Here is a 20,003-nt window from a genome sequence, read left to right as displayed (position 1 = left end):
TCAGCCTCCGGACTCCGTCCAGGTCAAGGCCGGTTGTCGGCTGTCCTGACCTGCCGGCAGCTCCAAATCCTTGACCCGCTGCTGTTCCGCAATCACTGCGACCAGTTCGGGAATTCCCTCGCCCCGGAGCGCGATGGTGCGCAGGACCAGGCTCCGTTGTTCGCGCAGGTCGCGCAACGTGCGGTCGGCGTCGGGATGGTCGGCCTTGTTCACCACCACGATATCCGCGACTTCCAACAGGCCGGCCTTCATCGCCTGAATCCCGTCACCCAGGCCCGGTGCCGTTATGGCCACGACCGTCTGCGCTACCTGTAGCACCTCGATGTCGCCCTGCCCCACACCCACCGTCTCGATCAGGATCACGTCGTAGGCAGCGGCATCCAGCACCCTCACCGCCTCGCCGGTCGCGCACGCAAGCCCGCCCTGGTGGCCTCTGGTCGCCATGCTGCGGATGTAAACCAGGCGGTCTTCCGCATGTTGCTGCATCCTGATGCGATCGCCCAAGATTGCGCCGCCCGTGACCGGGCTGCTGATGTCGACCGCCAGGATCGCGACCTGTTTGCCCAGCCGACGATAGGCCGTGATCAGTTGATCGATCAGCGTGCTCTTGCCAGACCCGGGGTACCCGGTGATGCCGAGGACCATGGCTTCGGGCGGCCTCTGCTCCAGTTGCTCCAACACGGCGGCTCCGACGGGGGATCGATGCTCGAGCAGCGTGATCACGCGCGCCACGGCGCGAATGTCTCCGGCCATCACTCCGGCAGCCAGGGAGGCCGCATCGTCACGCCTTGCCGTTCCCTTCTGGTGATCGTGAAGCATGTCAGCCCCTTCGAAGCCCTTCTCCTTGAGACGAGGGATGCAATCGAGACAACCGGGACTGCAGCGGCCGCTCGCACAGGTCGATGAGTCCTTGCGCGCAGGCGACGATCGCCGATTCATCGACCGGGACCGCGGCCCCCGACGCCTTCAGGGCGAATACGAGATCTTCGGTGGCGACATTGCCGGAGGCCCCCGGTGCATAGGGACAGCCGCCGAGTCCACCGGCCGACGTGTCGAAGGTCGCAATGTCGTAGTCCCACCAGGCGGTCAGGGCGTTGGCGACGGCCATGCCATAGGTATCGTGGAGATGGAGGGCCAACTGCGTCGGTTCGACCAGGGGGCTCACGCGGTCCAGGAGGCGACGGATGTCGGGCGGCGCCGCCTTGCCCATGGTTTCGCCCAAGGAAATCTCATCTACACCGAGATTCCGCAGGCGGGTGACCACCTGCGCGACGCGGGCCGGCTCGACGCGACCTTCGTAGGGGCACCACACGACGGTCGAGACATAACCCCGCACCACCAGCCCCTCGCGTTTGGCCAGCGACACCACCGGCGCCATCCGTTCGAACGATTCGTCGATGGTCGCCTTGATGTTGCGGCGGGTGAAACTATTCGAAGCCGCCGTGAAGACGGCGATCTTATCCAGCCGTGCCGCCTTCGCCCGTTCGAGCCCGCGGAGATTCGGGACCAAGGCGGAGTAGGTCACGCCGGGAATTCGGTCGATGGCGCGCGCGACCTCGTCGCTGTCGGCCAGCTGGGGAACGGCCATCGGCGAGACGAACGAGCCGATTTCGATCTCGGCGACGCCGCTTTGCGACAGGCCGTTGATGAAATCAATCTTGCGCGCGGTCGGTACGAAGGTCGGTTCATGCTGCAGACCGTCCCGCGGTCCTACCTCGACGATGCGGATCGGCGAGCGCCGACGGTCATGGTTGTTGTGCGGCAGCATCGTGCATCTCCTGCGCTCCCTGCGCCGCCTGTCGCCCCTCGCGTTCGATCCAACGAGGAGCCCGTTTGGCGAGGAAGGCACGGAGGCCCTCCTCCGCTTCCCGCGTCCCGCGCGCCGCGACGTTCGCTTGGATGGAAGGCGCGAGTCGGTCCTCTTCTCGCAGCGGCAAGAGTCGCCGCAGCAAGGATTTGCTGGCCCTCGTCGCGCCGGGAGCCAACCGAAGAATGCGCTCGGTCAGGTCGCGCTCTCGTTGGTCGAGCGCCTCCCGAGGCAGAACCTCATGGACAAGGCCGAAGCGCTGCGCGGCCCGGGCGTCGAAGGGTTCGCCGGTCAGGACGTAGCGACGAAAAAAAGATTCGCCGGCCTTTCGGAGCAAGAGCGGGGCGATGATGGCGGGCACCAATCCCAACGCGGTTTCGCTGAGCGTGAATGTAGCCCCCTCCGCCGCGACCACGATATCGCAGGCCGCCATCAAGCCGACGCCGCCTCCAAAAGCCGGGCCTTGGACCAGGCCGATGACGGGGCAGGGGCAGTCTTCGACGGCGCGGAACATGGCGGCCAACTGCAGGGCGTCGGCCGTGGCTTGCTCCTCGGTGGCCAGGCCCTGGGCCTGCAGCCAATGCAGGTCGGCGCCGGCGCAGAAGGCCGGTCCGTTGCCGGTTAGCACCACCAGGCGGAGGGACGCATCCTGCTTGAACCGGTCGAAGACCCGTTCTAGGTCTGCCGCCATGATGTCGTTGAGGGCGTTCCGCCGTTCCGGCCGGTTGAGGGTGACACGGGCGACGGCCTCCTGCGCATCGACCACGATGGTCCTGTACTGCTCCATCAGGGACTCCTTCCATCCGGGTCACATGCGAAATACCGGCGCTCGGCTCTCGCGGGTCGGCACGACGGCGGCGAGGTCGAGGCATAGGCCCAGCACCCGGCGCGTCTCCAACGGATCGAGGATCCCATCGTCCCACAGCCGCGCACTGCCGACATAGGGGCTTCCTTCCCGCTCATACTGCGCCCGCGTATCCTCGACGATCCGTCGGCGTTCCGATTCCGACAGCGTGCCGTTGTTTCGCTCCCGTTGTTGCTGCTTCACGGTCGCCAACACCTGGGCTGCCTGCTGGGCGCCCATCACCGACACGCGCGCGTTGGGCCAGGTGAAGAGGAAGCGCGGTCCGTAGGCCCGGCCGCACATGGCATAGTTTCCGGCTCCGTGCGAGGCGCCGATGATGACCGTGAACTTCGGCACCTCCACCGTGGCCACCGCCTGCACCATCTTGGCGCCGTCCTTGATGATGCCTCGGCTCTCATAGTCCTTTCCCACCATGAAACCGGTGATGTTTTGCAGGAAGATGAGCGGAATCCGCCGCTGCGCGCAGAGCTGGATGAAATGCGCGCCCTTCAAAGCGGCCTCCGAGAGCAGCACGCCCTGGTTGGCGACGATGCCGACCAGATGGCCCATCCATGAGGCAAAGCCGCAGACCAAGGTGCTGCCGTACCGCGCCTTGAATTCCTGGAAGCGGCTGCCGTCCACCAGCCGCGCGATGACCTCCCGCACGTCCCACGGTTGACGGGGACTGTCCGGGATGAGGCCATAGAGGTCTTCCGGCGGATACAGCGGCTCGTCCACCGGTTTCCGCCGCAACCTGGGAGGTGTGCGGCCCACAGTCGCGATGATGGAGCGGCAGAGGCTCAAGGCCTCGCGGTCGTTTTCCGCCAGGTGGTCGCTCACGCCGGAGAGGCGCGTATGCAGGTCGGCCCCGCCCAACGCCTCGCTCGTCACCTCTTCACCGGTCGCGGCCTTCACCAACGGGGGGCCCGCCAGGTAGATCGTGCCGGTTCCCTTGACGATGATGTTCTCGTCGCACATCGCCGGGACGTAGGCTCCGCCCGCCGTGCACATGCCCATGACCACGGCGATCTGCGGCACACCGGCTGCGGACAGGCGCGCCTGATTGAAGAAGATGCGTCCGAAGTGGTCCCGGTCGGCGAAGACTTCGGCCTGCAACGGCAGGAACACCCCGCCCGAATCCACCAGATAGATGATCGGCAGACGGTTCTCCCAGGCAATCTCCTGGGCGCGGAGATGTTTCTTGATGGTCATGGGGAAATAGGTGCCGCCCTTGACGGTCGCATCGTTCGCGGCGATGACGCAGTGGCGTCCCGATACCGACCCGATTCCCGTGATCAGCCCGGCGGCCGGCACCTGCCCGTCGTAGAGGCCGAACGCTGCGAGCGGGCTCAGTTCCAACCAGGGTGACGCAGGGTCGAGCAGGGCGGCGATGCGTTCCCGGGCCGTGAGTTTGCCCCGTTGAGCGTGGAGGGCCACGGCGTCGGCGGGGCCTCCGCCCCGCACGAGTTCGAGCTGCTTGCGCAGGTCGGCAACCAGATTTTCCGCCTGCGTTCGGTTACGCCGGTAGGTTTCCGAGTTGGGCTGCACCGAGGTGGTGAGGACCTGCATGGCTGAGTCCCTTCACGGTTCGACGCGGATGCTCTTCACGAAGGTGACGATGTCCTGCATCGCTGTGCCGGGACGGAACAGCATTCGGACCCCGGCGGCCTTGAGGCGCGGCATATCTTCGTCGGGAATGATGCCGCCACCGAACAGGGTGATCTGCTCCGCGCCCCGCTCCTTCAGGAGTTCCAGCACGCGTGGAAAGAGCGAATTGTGGGCACCGGAGTGGATACTGAGCCCGATGGCCTGGACGTCTTCCTGGATCGCGGTCGAGACGACCTGTTCCGGCGTTTGGTGAAGGCCTGTGTAAATGATCTCCATGCCGGCGTCGCGCAGCGCCCGCGCCACGAGTTTGATGCCGCGGTCGTGGCCGTCGAGCCCCACCTTGCCGAGCAACACCCTGATGGGAGGCGCCGTCACTGCCATAGCCGCACCTCGTCGATAGCATAGCGGCCTTCGGTCTGTTTCGTGAGATACCCGGCTTGAATGACCGGGTCATGTTGGAAGATCAACAACCACCGTTCCGCGAAGGCGCGGTCGAGAATTGCTCGCTTGCTGGCGAGGGTATCGAGCGGGTAGAGATCGTACCCCATGATGTAAGGCAGGGGCAGGTGCGCGACGGTCGGAATGAGGTCGCCGAGGAAGAAGGCGATGTGGCCTTCCGACTCTACCTTCACACATTGGTGATGCCGAGTGTGGCCTGCTGTGACCACTGCCGTGATCCCTGGAAATAGTTCCGTGTCGCCGTCCAGCAACTCCCATCGACGGTGCTCGGCGATCGGCACGAAGTTGTCGGGGCGATAACTCGCCCTGGTCCGTTCGTTGGCTCGGGTGGCGTCCTCGTATTCGCCGCGCTGGATGAAGTAGGTCGCCTTGGGAAAGGCCGCGCGCAGGCGTCCCGCTTTGTCCAGGACCGTGTTGCCGCCCGCATGGTCGAAGTGGAGGTGCGTGTTGATCACGGCGTGGACGTCGTCCGGCGCGAGGCCGTGAAGGTGCAGCGAATCGCGCAGGGAGGGGCGTCGATCCACTGCAAACCGCGCCTGGAACCTTGCGTCCTCCTTGTTGCCCAATCCTGTGTCGACCAGGATGTGTTTTCCGTGTGCGCGCACCAACAGACAGGTCAAGGTGAGGGGAATACGGTTCAGCTCATCCGGCGGGCAACAGGTCTGCCACAAGGCCTTCGGCACCACGCCGAACATGGCCCCGCCGTCCAGCCGGAATCGTCCGTCGGTAAGGGGGAAGAGCTCAAGCGCACCGAGCTTCATGGTCGTGACTCCGAGTGATCCAGGGCGGTGTTACAACACCACCGGTTCTCGATAGGTGCCGTAGACTTCTTTCAGCGCCGCGCAAATTTCGCCCACGGTGGCCTTGGCCTTTACGGCCTCGATCAAGGCCGGCATGACCGGTTGATGGCACGATGCCGCCTCCTGTAATTCCTCAAGCGCCCCGGCCATCCTGAACGGATCGCGGGCCTTCCTGAAGTCGGACAGGCGGGCGACCTGCTCCTGTTCCACCTGCGGCCCGATCCGCAGAATCGGAATGGAGCGTTCATCCTGCTCGACCTGCTCCGTCACCCCCACGATGCCTCGTTCCCGCCGCTCGATCTCGCGTTGATACCGTTGCGCGGCGTCGAGGATCTCCCGCTGCGGAAAACCCTGTTCGATCGCGCGGACCATGCCGCCCCGTGCATCCAATTGGCGGAAGTAGTCCAGCGCCCCCTCCTCCAGGCGATTGGTCAGGTTCTCGACGAAGTAGGAGCCCCCCAGCGGATCGACGCTGTTGGTGACCTCGCTCTCGGTCGCAATGATCTGCTGAGTGCGCAGGGCGACCTTCACGGCCTCTTCGGTGGGCAACGCCAAGGTCTCGTCCATGGAGTTCGTATGGAGCGACTGCGTGCCGCCGAGCACCGCCGCCAGCGCCTGCAGCGTCGTCCGCACGACGTTGTTCACCGGTTGTTGTGCGGTGAGCGAGCAGCCGGCCGTTTGGGCATGGCAACGCAACTGCAGCGAACGCGGATTCTTGGGATGATGGCGTCGCTCCATTTCACGGGCCCAGAGGCGGCGGGCCGCACGAAATTTGGCGATCTCCTCGAAGAAGTCGTTGTGCACATTGAAGAAGAAGGAAAGCTGCGGGGCGAAGCTGTCCACATCGAGTCCCGCCCTCACCGCCGCGTCGACGTAGGTCAGGCCATCATAGAGCGTAAAGGCGAGCTCCTGCACGGCGGTCGCCCCGGCCTCGCGGATGTGGTAGCCGCTGATGCTGATGGGGTGCCATTTCGGCAGATGTTGGGCGCAATACCCGATCGTTTCGACTGTCAGCGCGAGGTGCGGCTCCGGCGGAAAAAGCCATTCTTTCTGCGCGATGTATTCCTTCAGGATGTCGTTTTGGAGCGTGCCGCCGAGGTGATCGAACGGGATGCCGCGTTTCTCCGCCACCGCCAGGTACATGGCGAAGAGCACGGGCGCCGGGCCGTTGATCGTCATCGAGGTGGTGACCTGATCCAAGGGGATGTTCTCAAAGAGGCGCTCCATGTCGGCGAGGGAAGAGACGGCCACGCCGCAGTAGCCCACTTCGCCGCGGGCGCGGGGATCGTCGGAGTCGAGTCCCATCAGCGTCGGCAGGTCGAAGGCGACGCTCAAGCCGGTTTGTCCCTGCGTCAGGAGATACTGAAAGCGCCGGTTGGTATCTTCCGCGGACCCGAAGCCGGCAAACTGCCGCATGGTCCAGAAGCGGCTGCGGTACATGGTCGGATGGATGCCGCGCGTGTAGGGAAAGGCGCCGGGCTCGCCGAGGTCCTGTTCCGGAGTCCAGCCCTTTAGATGGGCCGGGCCGTAGACCCTGTCGGTGACAAGGCCGGAGAGAGAAGTGAACTGCGGCTTCCGTTCGGCCATACGCCGTTCCTCCGTCATGGGGCGCCGAGGCTAGACCTGCGTCACGGCCGGCTGCGCTCCATAGAGGTAGAACCCCTGTCCGCTCTTCCTGCCGAGGCGCCCATGTTGCACATAGGTGCGCAGGAGCGGGCAGGGCTTGAACTTGGGATCGGCGAGGTCTTGATGCAGCACCTCGCAGATCGCCAGCACCGTGTCCAACCCGATGCGGTCGGCCAAGGCGAGGGGGCCCATCGGCTGGTTGGTGCCCTCCACCATGGCCAGGTCGATGGCCTCGGCCGACGCCACGCCTTCTTCCAATGCATAGACCGCTTCGTTGATCATCGGCATGAGAATCCGATTCACGATGAAACCGGGCGAGTCCTTGCAGACCACGGCCGTCTTGCCGAGCCGATGGACCAAGGCGAGCGCCAACTGCAGCGTAGGGTCGGCCGTCTGGATCGTCCGGACCACTTCCACCAGCCGCATGGCCGGCACCGGGTTCATGAAATGGAGGCCCATGGTGCGATCGGGGCGCCCCGACGCCATTCCCAACCCGGCGATGGAGATCGACGAGGTGTTGCTGGCCAGGAGGGCGGAGCCGGGGCAGATTTGACCGAGGCGGGCGAACAGGGATTGTTTACGGTCGCGATCTTCCGGGATGGCCTCGATCACCACCTGGGCATCACGCAACGATTCAAGTTGCCGCGAGGGGTGGATGCGCCCCATGACCGCCTCCTCGTGGGTGCGGCTCAAGTGACCCTTCTCCACGGCCTTTTTGACGCCGGCCGCAATGTGCTGGACCGCTGCGGTAAGGAGGCTGTCGGTCATATCGACCAACAGCACCTGCCAACCGGCCATCGCCAGGACCTGGGCGATCCCGTGCCCCATTTGTCCGGCACCGATGACCCCGATCGTGGAGATGTCGTCGAGGGTCGTAGTTGTCCGTTCGTTCATCGTTCCACCATGAGTGCGAGGGCTTCTCCGCCGCCGATGCAGAGGCTCGCAACGCCGCGACGGACGTCGCGCGACTCCATCGCATGGAGCAACGTCGTAAGGATTCTGGCGCCCGTGGCCCCGATCGGATGGCCCAGGGCGACCGCGCCGCCATGGACGTTGACCTTCTTGGGATCGAGTCCCAACTCGCGGGTGATGGCCAGCGAGACGACGGAAAAGGCCTCGTTGATTTCGAAGAGATCGATGTCGGCGATAGACAGGGTGGTGTTCCGCAGCAACCGGCTGATGGCCTCCACCGGGGCCAGGCTGAACCACTCCGGCGCGAGGGCTGCGCCGGCATACCCTGCGATGCGGGCCATGGGGGTGAGTCCATGGCGGCGAGCCTCCGCCTCGGCCATCACGACCACCGCCGCCGCTCCATCGTTGCAGGAGGGCGAGTTCCCGACCGTCAGCACGCCGTCCTCCTGGAAGACCGGTTTGAGTTGTCGGAGTTTCGCCAGGTCGGCACGGTGAGGCTCTTCGTCGTCGCGCACCGGCAGGGGCGGTCCTTTTTTCTGCGGGACCTCGACCGGCACGATCTCCCTCGTGAACCGACCCTCCGCGATAGCCTGCTTCGCGCGCGCGTAGCTCTCCAGGGCGAAATCGTCGGCTTCCTGTCGGGAGAAGCGGAACTTGGCGGCGCAGAGTTCTCCCGCGTTGCCCATGTGGAACTGATTGTAGACATCCCAGAGTCCGTCCTTGATCAGGCTATCGGTCAGTTCCCCATGGCCGAGGCGGTATCCCTGTCTGGCCTTCTCCAGCAGGTAGGGGGCGCGGGTCATGTTCTCCATCCCGCCCGCGATCACGACCGACGCCTCGCCCAGCGCCACCATCCTGGCTGCCATGATGACGGTCTGTAGGCTGGAGCCGCAGACCTTGTTGACCGTGACCGCGCCCACCCCCTGTGGCAGGCCCGCGCCGATGGCTGCCTGTCTCGCCGGCGCTTGTCCGAGCCCCGCGCTGAGCACGCAACCCATCAGCACGTTGTCGATGCGGTCTCCCGGCAGACCGGTTCTGGCCCAAGCCTCGCGAATCGCCAGGCTTCCTAATCGGGTCGCGGGGATGGAACTGAAGGCGCCCGTGAAGCTGCCCATCGGGGTTCTGGCTGCACTGACGATGACGGCCTGGGGTCTGTCGCTCATCACCGCTTCTCCCAGTCGCTCTGCTCCAAATTCGCCTTCACCTTGCTCATGAAGCTGTCGGCCGCCGCCCCATCGAATGCGCGATGATCGAACGAGAGGCTCAGGTAGCACATGGGCCTGATGGCGATGGCCTCGTTGATGACGACCGCGCGTTGTTGCACCGATCCGACGCCCAGGATGGCGACCTGGGGCTGGTTGATGATCGGGGTGCTGAAGAGGCTGCCCATGCCGCCGTGATTCGTGATCGTGAAGGTGCCGCCCACCACGTCCTCGGGATCCAGCTTCTTGGCCCTGGCGCGCTGCGCGAGGTCGGCCACCTCCTTGGCCAAGGTGGTGAGGTCCTTGCGATCGGCATGGCGGACGACCGGGACCAGCAGCCCCTCCTCCAGTGCCACGGCAATGCCGATGTGGATGTCCTGGTGCAACAGGAGCCCGTCGTCACGCCAGGTGGAGTTCACCACCGGGACCTCCCGCATGGCCCGGGTGACGGCATCGATGACGAACGGAAGAAAGGTCAGCCTACGGCCTTCCTTGAATCGGACCACGCCGGTCATGTCGACTTCGAAGAAGGTGGAGACGTGGGCAGCCGTTCGTCGGCTGAGGACCATCCGTTCCGCGATCGTTTTCCGCATTTGGCTGTGGAGACGAACCGCCGGGGTTGCGACCGGTGCCGCTGAGCGATCGCTCTTGCGCGCCGCCACGTACTCCAACACATCCTTTTTGGTGACCCGTCCGCCTTCGCCGCTGCCGACGATCGAAGCCACGTCGACGTGATGTTCCTTGGCGAGCTGCCGCACAGCCGGGGAGAGGTGTGGTCCGTCGCCGGCCGGCGCATCCATCGGCCTTACCACCACGCCGCCGACTCGGTTGACGACGCCGGTCCGCGGCTGGTCTTCAAGCTTGCCCAGGAGCGTCCCGACCGGCACGGTTTCGCCTTCCTGCACCACGATTTCGGTGAGGAAACCCGTGCCCGGTGAAGGAATGTCGAGGGCGACCTTTTCGGTTTCCACCACGAGCAGGGGCTGATCCCGCTCCACCGCTCCGCCCGGAGGCACCAGCCATTTGACCACCGTGCCTTCGGCGATGCTTTCACCCAGCTGCGGCATGAGAATGTCGGTTGCCATCACGTCACGTCTTGGTCCTGTGCCCTATTGTCAATATGCCGCCAGTTTGCGCGCACCTGCGACGATGTCGCCGACCTTGGGCAGAAAAAATTCCTCCAACGGTGTGCTGAAGGGAACCGGGGTGTCCGGAGGGGCGATTCTGAGAATCGGTCCGTCCAGGCAATCGAAACAGTCTTCCGCCAGCAGGGCCGCGATTTCGGCCCCGATGCCGCCGGTCTTGTTGTCTTCGTGCAGGACGATGGCCTTGCTGGTCTTGCGCACCGACTCGGATATTGTGTCCTTGTCGAGCGGCATCAACGTGCGGAGGTCCACCACTTCCAGGTCGATGCCCTCTTGCTGCAGCAGGGCCGCCGCTTCCAAGGCCAGATGGACCATGGCGCCATAGGTGATGAGCGAGAGGTCGCTCCCGGGGCGTTTGACCTCGGCCTTGCCGAGCGGCACGATGAAATCTTCCTGTGGCAGGATCGCCTTGATCCGCCGGTACAGAAACTTGTGTTCGAAGTACAGCACTGGATTGGGATCGCGAATAGCGGCCTTGAGCAGGCCCTTGGCGTCATAGGGTGTAGAGGGGGCGACGATCTTCAGCCCGGGCGAATGGAAGAACCAGCCTTCAGGGCATTCTGAGTGGAAAGGCCCGCCGTGGACGCCTCCGCCGAAGGGCGCCCGGATAACGAGCGGTACCGCCGCGCCCCACCGGTAATGGTTCTTGGCCGCCACTTCGGTGATTTGATCGAACGCGCAGGAGATGAAGTCGGCGAACTGCATCTCGACGACCGGCCGCAACCCCATCATGGCCGCGCCGATCGCGGCGCCCACAAAGCCGGATTCCGAGAGTGGCGTGTCCAACACCCTCCATTCACCGTATTTGTCGAGGAAGCCCTCCGTCACCTTGAAGGCGCCGCCATAGTGGCCGATGTCTTCGCCCATCAGGAAGACCCGCTCGTCTCGGCTCATCTCTTCGTCCAAGGCCTGGGAAATGGCCTCGACGTAGGTGATCTCCCCCGTGGCGCTCGCAGTCGTCATGGCAACACCTCGTTCTCTGTGGCGAAGACGCCTTCCAGTGTTTCGTGCCCCTCCGGCAGGGGGCTCCGTTCGGCGAAGTCCGTCCCTGCGTCGACATCCTTTTTCACCCGTTCCCCGACCTCCTGAAAGTAGGCCGCATCGGCATAACCCAGTTGGATCAGCAGTTGTTCGGCCCGAACGATCGGGTCCTTCACCTTCCAGGCATCCAACAGTTCTCTTGGGACGTACTTTGCCGCGTCATGCTCAGAATGGCCGTGCATCCGCATGGTCTTGAATTCGAGAAACGTCGGCCCCTCACCCGCCCGGGCCTTGGCCACGGCCCGTCGGCAGGCCAGGTGTACGGCGACGACATCGTTACCGTCGACGATTTCACCCGGTATGGCGTAGGCCTTGGCGCGCTCGACCACATCGGCGATCGCCATCTGATACCGCAGGGGCGTGGAGTAGGCATATTGGTTGTTGGTGCAGAAGAACACGACGGGAAGCCGGCGCACGGCGGCGAAGTTTAGGGCCTCATGGAAATCTCCGCGGCTGGTGCCCCCGTCCCCCGTCCCCGCGAAGGCCACCCGCGGCTCGCCGCGAATCTTGAACGCGAGGGCCGCGCCGGCGGCGACCGGCAGGTTGTCGGCCAGGTGACTCACGAAGCCGATCATGCCTCGTTTCAGATCGCCCATGTGCACGTTGCCGTCCTTGCCCTTGGTCGGCCCGGTCCGTTTGCCGAGGTATTGCGCGATGATTTCGCCGGGGGAGAAGCCGCGGATCAAGAAGGCTCCCATGTCGCGGTGAAACGGCGCGATGACGTCTTCCGGCCGCAGCGCCGTGGCGTATCCGACGGCAATGGCCTCCATGCCGTGGCTCGTATAGACACCGCCCACGATGCGGCCTTGGCGGTACAGGGCCGTGATCCGTTCCTCAAGCGCCCGCGTCAACCGAAGGTAGTGATACATGGTCAGGAGGTCGCTTCGCTTGATCTCCTTCGCGACGACGGCCTGGTCCATAACATCCTCCTCGTACAGGGTCTCCGTCATAATTCGGGCAACCTGCTCCACTGCCATAGGGGTTCTTGTGCCGTGCAGAGCGGGCACTGGGCCGGTTCCCATTGGGGCAGGTTCAGATCCGCGCTGATGTAAAACGGATGGGTCGCCGTCAATTCGTCCATCAAGGGGAATTGACCGCTGTCTCGTCTGGCGAACACCATCATGCCGGCCAGCCGCCCGCGACGGTCCGTCACGACCTTCCCGAGCTTGCTTACGCACATGCCGCGCGTGGTGACATCGTTGAGCGCAAGGTACGACTTTCCCGTTTCGATCGCGCCTTGCACGACGTCGGTGCCGATCTTGCCGCTCTGGTAATCGAAGGGCGTCAGCACGACTTGGAACCCCGGAAGGTCGGTCAAGAGGTCGGCCGTGCGCAGGGCGAGGAGGCGGGCGTCGGACGAGGTCGTGACGATGCCTGTCGGTGGAGAGGCAGGGAAGGTCCGTCTGATCCAGTCCGCCATGCTCGACGCGATCACGGTGATGGAGTCGGGAGCACGCGCGATGGACTCGAATCGCAGGTAGAGCCCGGTATGGTGGCCCGACACGACCTGGACGTGACAGTCGAAATACAGGGCTCGGGTGGCGCGCAGCATGGTGATCAACTGCGCCTCGGGGAGGTTCTGATCCGGAGCTTGCCGGATGAGTTGCGCGATTCGCGCGTCGATCGACGGCTGGTCGTAAAATGCCCGTTGCCGTGCCGCCAGAGCCAGTACGGCGCTCTCCGTGAGGGGCGCGACGGTCTGATTCATCGACGGGCCTCCGTTCGCCCCGTGGACGCGATCGTCGTTCGCAGGATACCGATCGGTTGAACTTCGAGCTCGACCAGATCTCCCGGTTGCAGATAACGGTCCTGTTCCAAACCACATCCGCCGCCGATCGTGCCGGACCCGAAAATGTCGCCGGGATAAATCCGCTCGTCGCGGGACACATGCTCGATCATCTGGGCGAAGGACCAATGGATCGTGCCGAACCGTCCTTCCGACCAGGTCTCTCCATTCACCCGCGCCACCATTCGTAATGAAGCCAAGTCAGGGAGGTCGTCCGTTGTGACCAGGCAGGGTCCGATGGCGGTGGCGAAGTCCTTGCCCTTCGCCGGGCCAAGCCGACAGGCCATTTCCTGAAACTGAACGTCCCGGGCGCTGAAGTCGTTCATGATCGTGTAGCCGGCGATGTAGGCCGCCGCCTCCCGCTCGGGCACGTTGATGCCGGTTCGACCGATCACGCAGGCCAGCTCCAGTTCGTAGTCCAACTTGGTGGTGTGCAGCGGCCAGGCCAATTCGTGATCCGGGCCGATGACGGTGCGCGGGTTGCCCTTGTAGTAGGCCGGGGCCTTGTACCATTCAGGCGGAATCGGTTGACCCCTCCGCTTCGACGTGGCGGCAATGTGCGCCTCGAAGGCAATGAAGTCCCGCAGCGAGGGAGGATTGGGGAGCGGGGCGATCAGGCCGATGTCCGTCGGCTCGTAGTAGATCGTTTCCCCCTCCGGCCCCTTGGCCTCCGGCCCGAGCCCCGCCACGTGCTCCATGGCCCGGCGCGCCGCAGCCATGGCGGACTCGCCCCCTTCCAGTAGTTCCAGCATGGTCGGGGGGAGCAGCGCGTTGGCCAGCCGATAGGGCTGGGCTTCCTGTCGGTCGGTGAGCTCGCGGGCGCAGGCCATGTTGAGATCCACGATGCCCAGCTTGTGAACGGCACCGACTCTGGTGAAGGTGCCTACCGGGGTGCGGACCTGGAAACTGACAAGCTTCATGGCCGGCTCCAGCTCATGGCGTAGTCCTTGATCTCGGCGCTCTCGAAGTCCGGCATCACGGTGAAACCGGCGCGTGATTCGATCATCACCGCAATTTCCTCGGTGGCGGTCTTCGTCTGGCCCGCAGCGACCGCCTGCGGTTGCGGCCCGTGGTGGATGCCCTGTGGATGGAGCGTCAACATGCTGGGTTGAATGCCGGCTCGGCTGAAAAACGAGCCCTGGTGGTAGAAGAGCACTTCATCGTAATCCATGTTCCGGTGGTAAAAGGGCAGACGCAGCGCTTCGGGATCCTGTTCGAGCGGCCGTGGGGCAAAGGTCGAAATCAGCAATGGCCCCGCCTGAAAGGTGGCATGCACGCTGGGTGGAAGGTGGTACCGGGGACTCGTGACCGGACGGAAATCTCGCACCTGGAGCTTGGCCACCCAGAGATCGCCCTTCCAGGCTGCGACGTCCATGGGATAAAAGGGGTAATAGACGCTGGTGAGCTCGCCCTGCCGTTTGATGCGGACCTCCCACTCGCGGCGGCTTCCGGCGTCGGGAGGAGGGGCAGCCAGGTCCGGGATTGTGAGCACTGCGGGATCGAACAGCGCATGGCGACCGAGGGGGCCTCGCTCCGGCAGTTGTACCGCTGTGGGAGTTTCGATGATCAGCAAGAGACTCGGTGCATCCGTTTCCTCTACATGCATCCGGTAGGTCGTGCCTTTCGGGACCACCAGATAGTCCCCCGGCTCGTAGGTGAGCCATCCGTAGTCTGTTTCCCAGCGCCCACGCCCCTGATGTACGAACACGATTTCGTCGCCGTCCGCATTCCGAAAAAAGTAAGGCATGGTCACCTGGCGTCGAGAGAGCGAGACCGTGGCGTCGGGACTTCGCAAGAGCGTGGCTGGCTGCGCTTCGACCGCGTGCCAGTCCGGCGTGGGCATGTCGCGGCAGGCGAAGGCGCGCGGGCGCAAGGGGCCTTCGATTCTGCTCCAGCCGGTGGGGGGGTGACGGTGGTAGAGGTGTGAAGCGGGCCCGGCGAAGCCTTGGCGGCCGTGTTCTTCTTCGTACAGGCCGTCGGGGATCCCGACATGAGCCTGGCGGGGAGCATTGCCTTTCGTGACCAGATACATCGTGCACCTCCTGCGGAGTCGGGTGCGGATCGAGGTCTTACGATGCCTGTCGGTACGACGCGGTTGCGGCCTCTTCCTCCCCGAACGGCAGCGGCAGCGTCTCGTAATCGATGATCGTGCGTTGGACTCCGGTTCCCTGGGCTCGCTCGATATCCCGATAGAGGGCTTCGACCGTCGCGCGGACGAAAGTTTTAGATTCCTCGTGGCCGTGTTGGCGTTGGGTCAATTCGAGAAAGAGCCCGCAATCGGGAAACAGGGGATAGGTGAAACGCTGCCGCAGGGGGCCGAACCCATCGCGACCGTTCTTCGTCTCCCCGCAGAAACGGACGCCCTGTTGCTCCCACTCGCGGCAGACGGCATCGATGTCGTCCACCTCGATGGCGATGTGCTGTACCCCTTCGCCGTAGCGGTCGATGAACTCGCAAATCTGTGAGCGCTGAGTCTTGTTGCGGCCTTGCATGAGGGCGATCTTGGCCTCTCCGCGCTGAACGACAATGGTGTCCATGCTGGAGCGCTCGCTGCCCACGTCCTGCGCCGACCAGATGATGTGGAATCCAAGGACTTTCGTGAAGAGGTGTTCTGCGGCGGGAAGATTTTTCACGCACAGCGTGATGTGGTCAATGCCGGCGGTCTCGCTCATGACGGTCCCTCCTGTACGGCTTGGTGGGAGCCTGGGGTCTGGGATTCGAACGCCGATGCACGACGCACTATAACATACCGATTGCATCGAGTGATAGAGTTTTTATATCATGCGGGCTGAAATCGACGGTCACCGTCGGGACGCGAACCGTTTGCTCACTGGGCGCATCAGGGAGGTGTCCCATGTCGTTCTATGAGGAGACTCGCGCGTTGGTGCTTGGACACGGGGCGATCCACAATGCCTATCTCGCCCGCTTTCAATGCGGGGCCCTTTCCGATCGGGAGTTTCGAGCCTTCGCGGTGGAGTTCTATAACTTCGCGCGATTTTTTCCGCGCATCCTGGCTGCGCAACTAGTCAATACGGAAGATGAAGCAGTGGCCGACGAACTGACCCGAGTGTTGTACTCTGAATTGGGCGACGGCATCGTGGCGCACAGGCATGAGCTGTTGTATCGCAAGTTTCTACGCTCGGTGGGGATTTCCGTTCACGACGCGCTGGGCACCCCCATGAGACCCTCTACCCGCGCGTACATCGACGGCATGGATGCCCTGTACGGAGGCGGCAACCATGCGATGGCCTTGGGAGCTTCGTTCGGGTTGGAACACATGGCGATCCCGATGTGGGATCAATTGATCCCCGGCCTGTCGGCGCTCCGCGCGTCACGCTATCCCGCCATGGACTTGACCTACTTCACCTTCCATCGAGCCCTCGAAGAAAGCCATGAGGCCGCCATGAAGCAGGCGGTGCAGATCATCGATGGCTCGGCGGGCGGGTTGTCCTCGCAGGAACAACAGGCGTTTCGGGAGGGCGTCCGGGCGGTGTTGGATTTCCTCTATGGATTCTGGATGGGGCTTGAGGAGGAGCGGCCGCAAGCGGACGGGGGAGCGCTGGCGGCGGCGTATGGTGACCGTCAGACAGGAGGTCCTGGAAGGGTGTGAAGAAGGCCAAGGGAGGCAGCTCCTACGAAATTGCGCGTTACCTGATCGAGATCAAGGAACGCTATCAACTCGCCAGTGACTATGCGTTGGCCGATAAGTTGGGCATCGCTCAGCCGGAGGCGAATCTCATCCGGCGCGGCCTGAAGGTGCCGAGGCCGGAGCTCTGCATCAAAATCGCCCATCTGCTCGACCGGAATCCCGTCGAACTGTTGCTCATCGCCCAGCGGGACAAGGCCCCGGCCCGCGCGAAGGAATATTGGACACTGGCCCTGACCGCGGTGGACGTCATGTTGCATGTGCCGAAACGTCCGCGATATCTCCCGAAGAAGGTCGAAGCCATCGGACAGGAGTTGAAGCAGGTAGAGGCCCAGAGCTTGACCTACGAAGGAGCGGCGGCGAATGCCGAGGCGGTTCGTTTGGTGGAGACGGCGGAACATTCCATCGATGCCCTGATGGAACGATGGAACATTTGGAAAAAGGGTGAAGCGCTCTATCCGAATTATCTCCTCGCCAATCAGGCGGCGGTGCGGCGAAAGGTTCGAATCCGTCGGCTGCTCATTCTGACCGCAGCGCAGATGCACGAGCAGGCGACGGTGGCCGATGCCGTTCAGGTCATGGAAGACCAGCGTCGCGTGGGCATCGAGATTTTCTATGCGTTTCGGGAGGACTTGGTGCAGTCCCCGACATTTCAGCGGCTGGAGGATGATTTTCGAACGTATGGGGCTGCGGAGGACATGAATGCCGCGATGTTCGACCGCGAAGTGTTGATCTTCTCGCAGCGCTACGGAACGGTTCCGCTCGGCATGGTCGGCACACCCATCCCCATCACGATGATCAATCGATTGCAGATCACCTGGAAGCCGGACATGGTTCGCGCGTTGGATCCTGCCCCGTTGTTCGACATGACCCGTTATGTGTTCGAGTACCGAAGCCCCCTTCCGTTCCACGAACAACGTGAGCGATTCATAGTGTCGTTTCGTGAGCTGTCCAACCCGGCCCTGTAGTCCCGCGCCAGGCCATCGGATGAAAAGGCCGCGTCGATCGGCGGCCCTATCCGTATGGCCCTAGCAAGGCGCCTTCCGGCATCCCCCATCCAAATTGCGCTCCGCACCCCATCGACATCTCCCGAAAAAACTTTTCCCGCGCCGAGTTTTTTCTCTCCAGACGTGTTATAAGCACCGGCTCAGAGAACAGGTTCCTAGGAGAGATACGTAACACGACGACTGTGCAGTTGTGCAACAGTCCGGGATGATTCTGCGGGACCTGCATTACGGGTGTTGCGTCCTGTCATCAAGAAGGAGGGCCTTGATGGCTTGTGCGGATGAAGCGGGGAAACAGACATCATGCGTTCACGGTAAGGAGAGCTTCGGTCCCCGGTGGTCCGCTTGCCGACGAGTCTCCGCCGTTGCAGCCGCCTGCTTTCTGCTCGTGAACGCAACCTTCTCGCCGGCCCATGCACAGGTACCGACGATTCCTTTGCCGCCGGAGGTACAAACGACTCCGCTGCCGCCCAAGCCGCCCCAACTGCCGACGGCACCTCCGCCCGTTCAGCCGCCGGCGCTCGAAGTTCCACCTCCGTCGCGCGGTGAATTGGAAAAAGCCGTGACCGGCCCCAGGATCATGGTGAAGGAGATTCGGCTGGTCGGGAATACGGCCTTCACACAGCAACAGCTGTCCGCAGTCACGGCCCCCTATGCCAATCGGGAGTTGACGGCGGAGGATTTGGAGGCGCTTCGTCTGGCGCTTACGTACTACTACATCAATCACGGGTATGTGACGTCAGGGGCGGTGATCCCGGATCAGGACGTCGCCGACGGCGTGCTCACAATGCAGATCGTGGAAGGCACATTGACGCAGGTGAATGTCGACGACACCAAGTGGTTTCGCCCTTCCTACTTCCGCAATCGCGTGAATCTGGCGGCCGGGCCTCCGTTGAATGTGGCGAACCTGGAGGAGCGCTTGCAGCTCATTCAGGCCAACCCTAGGATCGAGAGGCTGAATGCGGAACTGCTGCCCGGCCTCGTCAGGGGTGAGAGCACGCTGAACGTGCGGGTGAAGGAAGCCAATCCCGTCAAGGCCTGGCTCGAATTCAACAACTACCAGTCTCCCAACGTCGGTGCCGAGCAGGGGTTCGTGACCCTGGCGCACCAGAACGTCCTCGGCTTCGGGGATACGCTCAGCCTACAATACGGCCGTTCGGCGGGCGTGAACCCGATGCTGAATTTTCGTTATGAAGTGCCGGTGAACGCCCACGACACGACGGTGGCCTTCCAATACCGCCGCTTCGACTTCAGCGTGACGGAAGACCCGTTCGAAGAGCTGGACATCCGGAACAAAGCGCAGATCTTCAGTCTTTCTGCGCGACACCCCGTCTATCGTCGGCTCGATCGGGAGTTTGCTCTGTACCTCATGGGTGAACATGAAACCAACGAGAGTTCGATCGGCGGGGTCCCTCAGGAGTTGGTGGCGGGCTCGCCGGGCGGCAAATTCCGCGTGACGGCTTTGCGGTTCGGCCAGGAATATTCTCAACGTTCCTCCAACCAGGTGTTGTTGGCCTCCTCACGCTTTTCTGTCGGCGTCGGCGCACTGGGGGCGACCGCCAACGGTGATCGGAACTTGCCCGATTCGCGTTTCTTCTCCTGGTTGGGGCAGGCGCAGGTCATCCGTCAATTGCCTTGGATGAGGACACAACTGGTGGGCCGTGGCGTCGTACAACTGTCCAACGACCACCTGTTTCCGCTGGAACAAATGGCCCTCGGCGGACGCTACAGCGTGCGCGGGTATCGTGAGTTTACCTTGATCCGTGACAATGCGGCCATGGGCTCCCTTGAAGCGCGGGTGCCGGTGTACCAAGACAAGGCGGGAGTGGACAGGGCGTTTCTGGCGCCCTTTGTCGATCTGGGCCATGGGTGGCAGACCACGGTGGAGACGCCCGGTTCTCCTCCCAAGACGCTTGCGAGCGTGGGGATCGGCGGGATTTGGAATTTCTGGCGCGGGAGCCGATTCGAAATCTATTGGGGGAAACAACTGCGCAAGTTCGACACGGAGCGCGGCAACCTGCAAGACCATGGCGTGCACCTGCAATTGGTCGTGGAAGCGTTCTAGGCGCGGCATCGGTCCGACGGGCCCAGAGCTTCCACCGAATGGCTCTAGTGCGGAACCG

At 63.6% G+C, this 20,003-nt stretch carries 19 protein-coding genes; 3 read left to right on the top strand and 16 right to left on the bottom strand.

The genetic code is table 11. From position 1 onward, the window contains the following. From meaB to HRU82_03700, 16 genes are read right to left on the bottom strand one after another with little or no spacing between them, the layout of a single operon-like run. Nucleotides 1–819: a methylmalonyl Co-A mutase-associated GTPase MeaB gene (gene meaB, locus HRU82_03775; GenBank protein ID QOJ34125.1), complete on the bottom strand. Its 819-nt coding sequence runs from the start codon at nucleotides 817–819 to the stop codon at nucleotides 1–3. 1 nt (nucleotide 820) lies between these two features. Further along, complete coding sequence (locus tag HRU82_03770; GenBank protein ID QOJ34124.1) at nucleotides 821–1,768, bottom strand: hydroxymethylglutaryl-CoA lyase; 948 nt, start codon at nucleotides 1,766–1,768, stop codon at nucleotides 821–823. Continuing rightward, on the bottom strand, nucleotides 1,746–2,594 hold the full coding sequence (locus HRU82_03765) for an enoyl-CoA hydratase/isomerase family protein (protein ID QOJ34123.1): 849 nt from the start codon (nucleotides 2,592–2,594) through the stop codon (nucleotides 1,746–1,748). The genes HRU82_03770 and HRU82_03765 overlap by 23 nt, the downstream gene beginning before the upstream one ends. Before the next feature lie 21 nt (nucleotides 2,595–2,615). Further along, nucleotides 2,616–4,220, bottom strand: coding sequence for a methylcrotonoyl-CoA carboxylase (locus HRU82_03760; GenBank protein QOJ34122.1), 1,605 nt, complete (start codon nucleotides 4,218–4,220; stop codon nucleotides 2,616–2,618). Between the two features lie 12 nt (nucleotides 4,221–4,232). Beyond that, nucleotides 4,233–4,640 (bottom strand): cobalamin B12-binding domain-containing protein, encoded by a 408-nt coding sequence (locus HRU82_03755; protein QOJ34121.1) that lies wholly within the window; start codon nucleotides 4,638–4,640, stop codon nucleotides 4,233–4,235. Further along, nucleotides 4,631–5,479, bottom strand: a complete 849-nt coding sequence (locus HRU82_03750; protein ID QOJ34120.1) for an MBL fold metallo-hydrolase — start codon at nucleotides 5,477–5,479, stop codon at nucleotides 4,631–4,633. Before HRU82_03750 ends, HRU82_03755 begins: the two co-directional genes overlap by 10 nt. Before the next feature lie 30 nt (nucleotides 5,480–5,509). Next, entirely contained in the window at nucleotides 5,510–7,123 is a 1,614-nt protein-coding gene (locus HRU82_03745; GenBank protein ID QOJ34119.1) for a methylmalonyl-CoA mutase family protein, read from the bottom strand. A 12-nt stretch (nucleotides 7,124–7,135) separates the two neighbouring features. After that, entirely contained in the window at nucleotides 7,136–8,038 is a 903-nt protein-coding gene (locus HRU82_03740; GenBank protein ID QOJ34118.1) for a 3-hydroxybutyryl-CoA dehydrogenase, read from the bottom strand. Then, nucleotides 8,035–9,219, bottom strand: coding sequence for a thiolase family protein (locus tag HRU82_03735; GenBank protein QOJ34117.1), 1,185 nt, complete (start codon nucleotides 9,217–9,219; stop codon nucleotides 8,035–8,037). Before HRU82_03735 ends, HRU82_03740 begins: the two co-directional genes overlap by 4 nt. Beyond that, nucleotides 9,219–10,343 carry a 2-oxo acid dehydrogenase subunit E2 gene (locus HRU82_03730; GenBank protein QOJ34116.1) on the bottom strand — a complete coding sequence of 375 codons (1,125 nt, stop codon included), beginning with the start codon at nucleotides 10,341–10,343 and terminating at the stop codon, nucleotides 9,219–9,221. The genes HRU82_03735 and HRU82_03730 overlap by 1 nt, the downstream gene beginning before the upstream one ends. Nucleotides 10,344–10,373: 30 nt before the next feature. Further along, nucleotides 10,374–11,366, bottom strand: a complete 993-nt coding sequence (locus HRU82_03725; GenBank protein ID QOJ34115.1) for an alpha-ketoacid dehydrogenase subunit beta — start codon at nucleotides 11,364–11,366, stop codon at nucleotides 10,374–10,376. Beyond that, nucleotides 11,363–12,364 carry a thiamine pyrophosphate-dependent dehydrogenase E1 component subunit alpha gene (locus HRU82_03720; GenBank protein QOJ34114.1) on the bottom strand — a complete coding sequence of 334 codons (1,002 nt, stop codon included), beginning with the start codon at nucleotides 12,362–12,364 and terminating at the stop codon, nucleotides 11,363–11,365. The genes HRU82_03725 and HRU82_03720 overlap by 4 nt, the downstream gene beginning before the upstream one ends. Before the next feature lie 26 nt (nucleotides 12,365–12,390). Beyond that, nucleotides 12,391–13,152, bottom strand: coding sequence for a hypothetical protein (locus HRU82_03715; protein ID QOJ34113.1), 762 nt, complete (start codon nucleotides 13,150–13,152; stop codon nucleotides 12,391–12,393). After that, nucleotides 13,149–14,150: a fumarylacetoacetate hydrolase family protein gene (locus HRU82_03710; protein ID QOJ34112.1), complete on the bottom strand. Its 1,002-nt coding sequence runs from the start codon at nucleotides 14,148–14,150 to the stop codon at nucleotides 13,149–13,151. Before HRU82_03710 ends, HRU82_03715 begins: the two co-directional genes overlap by 4 nt. After that, entirely contained in the window at nucleotides 14,147–15,262 is a 1,116-nt protein-coding gene (locus tag HRU82_03705) for a homogentisate 1,2-dioxygenase (GenBank protein ID QOJ34111.1), read from the bottom strand. The genes HRU82_03710 and HRU82_03705 overlap by 4 nt, the downstream gene beginning before the upstream one ends. Nucleotides 15,263–15,299: 37 nt before the next feature. Next, the gene (locus HRU82_03700; GenBank protein ID QOJ34110.1) at nucleotides 15,300–15,902 is read right to left on the bottom strand and encodes a VOC family protein; all 603 of its coding nucleotides are present in this window, start codon (nucleotides 15,900–15,902) and stop codon (nucleotides 15,300–15,302) included. A 182-nt stretch (nucleotides 15,903–16,084) separates the two neighbouring features. On the opposite strand from HRU82_03700, the gene HRU82_03695 reads away from it, so the two are divergent. The 3 genes from HRU82_03695 to HRU82_03685 all read left to right on the top strand — a co-directional run bounded on the left by HRU82_03695 (nucleotide 16,085) and on the right by HRU82_03685 (nucleotide 19,945). Continuing rightward, the gene (locus tag HRU82_03695) at nucleotides 16,085–16,840 is read left to right on the top strand and encodes an iron-containing redox enzyme family protein (protein QOJ34109.1); all 756 of its coding nucleotides are present in this window, start codon (nucleotides 16,085–16,087) and stop codon (nucleotides 16,838–16,840) included. Then, complete coding sequence (locus HRU82_03690) at nucleotides 16,837–17,844, top strand: hypothetical protein (protein QOJ34108.1); 1,008 nt, start codon at nucleotides 16,837–16,839, stop codon at nucleotides 17,842–17,844. Before HRU82_03695 ends, HRU82_03690 begins: the two co-directional genes overlap by 4 nt. Nucleotides 17,845–18,148: 304 nt before the next feature. Next, nucleotides 18,149–19,945 carry a ShlB/FhaC/HecB family hemolysin secretion/activation protein gene (locus tag HRU82_03685; GenBank protein QOJ34107.1) on the top strand — a complete coding sequence of 599 codons (1,797 nt, stop codon included), beginning with the start codon at nucleotides 18,149–18,151 and terminating at the stop codon, nucleotides 19,943–19,945. The last annotated feature ends 58 nt before the right edge of the window (nucleotides 19,946–20,003 follow it).

The organism is Nitrospira sp., assembly GCA_015709715.1.
In the GTDB taxonomy this organism is placed as follows: Bacteria; Nitrospirota; Nitrospiria; order Nitrospirales; family Nitrospiraceae; genus Nitrospira_A.
Note: the sequence above shows the minus strand (reverse complement) of the source record. Positions and strands in the feature narration are given on the sequence as shown.